Origin of the sequence: Candidatus Nitrosotalea sp. FS (genome assembly GCF_011319475.1) — an archaeon.
GTDB lineage: Archaea > Thermoproteota > Nitrososphaeria > Nitrososphaerales > Nitrosopumilaceae > Nitrosotalea.
Genome location: NZ_RCMC01000243.1, coordinates 1 through 2,951, shown reverse-complemented (window position 1 = coordinate 2,951; position 2,951 = coordinate 1). Strand labels below are relative to the sequence as shown.

The 2,951-nt window shown below is 39.6% G+C and carries 5 protein-coding genes; all 5 read right to left on the bottom strand.

The window, feature by feature from the left end:
• Nucleotides 1-202: hypothetical protein (locus DYY66_RS13240; protein WP_218583707.1), on the bottom strand; the 202-nt coding region annotated here is incomplete at its 3' end.
• A 22-nt stretch (nucleotides 203-224) separates the two neighbouring features.
• Nucleotides 225-842 carry a twin-arginine translocation signal domain-containing protein gene (locus tag DYY66_RS09680; RefSeq protein ID WP_166288713.1) on the bottom strand — a complete coding sequence of 206 codons (618 nt, stop codon included), beginning with the start codon at nucleotides 840-842 and terminating at the stop codon, nucleotides 225-227.
• 176 nt (nucleotides 843-1,018) lie between these two features.
• On the bottom strand, nucleotides 1,019-1,633 hold the full coding sequence (locus DYY66_RS09675) for a hypothetical protein (protein WP_166288710.1): 615 nt from the start codon (nucleotides 1,631-1,633) through the stop codon (nucleotides 1,019-1,021).
• Between the two features lie 2 nt (nucleotides 1,634-1,635).
• Entirely contained in the window at nucleotides 1,636-2,436 is an 801-nt protein-coding gene (locus tag DYY66_RS09670; protein WP_166288707.1) for a hypothetical protein, read from the bottom strand.
• 231 nt (nucleotides 2,437-2,667) lie between these two features.
• A partial coding sequence (locus DYY66_RS09665) for a winged helix-turn-helix domain-containing protein (RefSeq protein WP_166288704.1) occupies nucleotides 2,668-2,951 on the bottom strand: 284 nt, incomplete at its 5' end.

Here is a 2,951-nt window from a genome sequence, read left to right as displayed (position 1 = left end):
GTGAGTAAACCAAAAAACCTACTCCTCCCAACATTACGGCGATACCCGTATAGACAGTAAGACGGCTGATAGGCTCAACTGTATCACAACTTGGACAGTACATGCCAGTACAGACAAAATGTGCACACAATTCATAACCATAGATTGCCAAAAATAATCCACCAATTATCAAGATGATTCCCAGCATAGAAAGAATTTTCATTTTCTAAATTTTATACAAAAGATCATGATTTTAAGAATCTGCCATATCCCACTACGCCATTTTCACTTACGTTCCAGACAGCAGGCTTTATCCACAGATTTCCTAGACTGTCAGCCTCAAGATATAATGTTGGAAGTGTATTCGAGGGTGGAGCTTGAAGCGAAGCAGGACCCGCAACCGCCTTTCCAGAAACTGGATCATACATGCTGCCATGACATGGACACTGGCCTTTGTTATTTCCACCAATTTCACCTACAGGTTTGTACTTCCACATGCACCACAAATGCAAGCAGATTACACTGTATACACGAAAGGCGGTAACATCTTTGACACCTCCACCTAGATCTTCAGGTAATCGAATCAGGTTCCATTTTCGAAATGCCTCTTGGTCAAGCACTGAATCTCCGGTTGATGGATATGTGATCAGTTCTTGATGATTTATCGGAAATGAATTGACGTTTGCAAAAGTGCCATCAGATAAGGCGACTTGTGCTTTTTGCGGAGATGAATTATCAGGGTTTGGCATGAATTTTCCCCATTGTATGAAAGGTGTAAATGCTAGAGCCACCCCTCCTGCTCCAAGCAGTTTGAGAAAATCCCGTCTTGATACATCGTTCTTGTCCACGGCTTGGTCGGACACAGTTTCCGGTACACTCAAAAAAATTTAAGGCTTGTTTAACAATCCTCTATTGTTCTTAAATAATAGCGGCAGTTACAAAACGGTTACAAAATAAAATATATTCATTGTTGTTCTAGAGACATAAGCAAAGCTCAAGATTGTTGAACATAAAAAAAAGAGTAGGAGAATTTTTTTCTCTACTTCGGGATAGTCAGGGCAATTTGCAAGAGTTCATTCATAGATCTCATACCTGAAACACTATACCATGTTTTATCATGATCATTGAAGAACTCTACTCTTCCTGGCATAGGAATTGGTTTACTATCTAGTACGGTTCCGTTCAATTTTACTACATCTGCACCCTGAAACGGTTCCCATCCAATTCCTTTGTAGCCATTGACATCAATCATCTGCAACTTTGCAGTACTGCCTTTCAGATTGTTAAGTTCTTTTTGGGCTTCTGTTGCGCTATCACCCATATTTGGATTATAGGCGGCAATTACCAATATAGAACCTCGATACAATTCATCAGGCAATCCATGTACTTGACACAACGGATGGTCTGAATACCACAGGAATACATCAGCTGCATTTTGATCAACAGCTTGCAGTTTGTACCCTGTCAATATCGGATCCATCACAGGTTGTTTAATTGGGTATTTGAAAGTCACAGAGTCGAGAGTCGTTGGAAGACATGCATTACTTGTTGCTGAGACTTGGTCGTTTTTACTTGCCATGGTGGTTGTAAGAAATATTGTGCTAGCTAAGGCTAATACAATAACCGGTGCCAAGAGAATAAATTTTTTATTCATGCTCATTCACCAAATGCATCCCATGCAGAATTGGAGTTTGCTATTGAACAACCACTAACAGTATAGTCGCGTGGGCCTGTGCCTACATTATCTATTTTTGGGGTACCGCTATACGATGCAAGGTAAGCCAGTGCATATCCATTTAGTGCATTGCATTTGTACTGTGCATTTTGACTAAAGTATTTATCAAATGACAGTGAACCACTTACCCATTCTGCAGTTTTAAGTACATCAAAATATCCTGGCATGTCATCAACACCGCTTGCATATGTATATGCAAGATTTCTTGCAGTACTTCCTGCAATGGCTCCTCTGGTGTCAATAGATCCGTATGCTACATCATTGAAATCACCAAAGTAGGTTGATGCTGTCCAAGAGTTCGAAGTTGAAGAGTCTTGTTGTACAGTTGCAGTAAATGATTGTCCCACAGTCATAGTTCGATACAAATTATGTCCTACGTTGGAGCTACCAAAATAATCATATGTCATATCATAGATGTGTACTACTCCAGATGTATCTTTGTAGGCAAAATAACCTGCACCAAGACTATCACCGCTTGGAAGATTCATGTAAACCATGTAGTCTCTGTGTCCTGTAATTACGCCACTCGCACTTATGAAGGGTGAATCCTTGACAGTTAGTGATCCTGAAACGCCGGCTAAATTATAGCCACTCGCCATTGTTACTCCTTGTTGTGCCGAGTAAACTGATGCATGTGCTGAGACAGGCATACTTGATATGATCACTGCGGCTATTATGGTACTGAAGATCAATTTAGTTGTGTTTGTTGGTTTGTTTATCATTTTACATTCTCCTTTTGCTTTTTGTGTGTATGAAGTGGTCCATCTTCATACCACACGATCGATTGACCATATCATGTGAAACACATGACATATCGCGGTTATGGTAANNCGGTTATGGTAAAGCATGTCCAGTACAGCACACCAAAGATATTAAGCCACGCTTATGAGCACAGTAGTACTACAACAACTAGTACGATTGTTCTAATACAATTTTCTGAAAATCTAAAATTATTATTTTGAAAACTTTTGAACTAGTTCAATCCCGAACTCGTTCACACTTATCAAATGTGATCCATCCTTGCCCATATCTTTTTTGATAAGATTCATGATTTCAAGCCAATTGAGATACTGAACACATCTTTTGTAGCCAAGATTACACGTCATGGAGATGTGCGTTTTCTTTGATTTACTATTATGACGTAAAAAACCAAGTATGCGTAGAACCGTCTTCCATTCTATTCTTTGAGGTATAGATTCATAGCTAGAATCCAGAACTTGGTTCGTCCGGGACATGA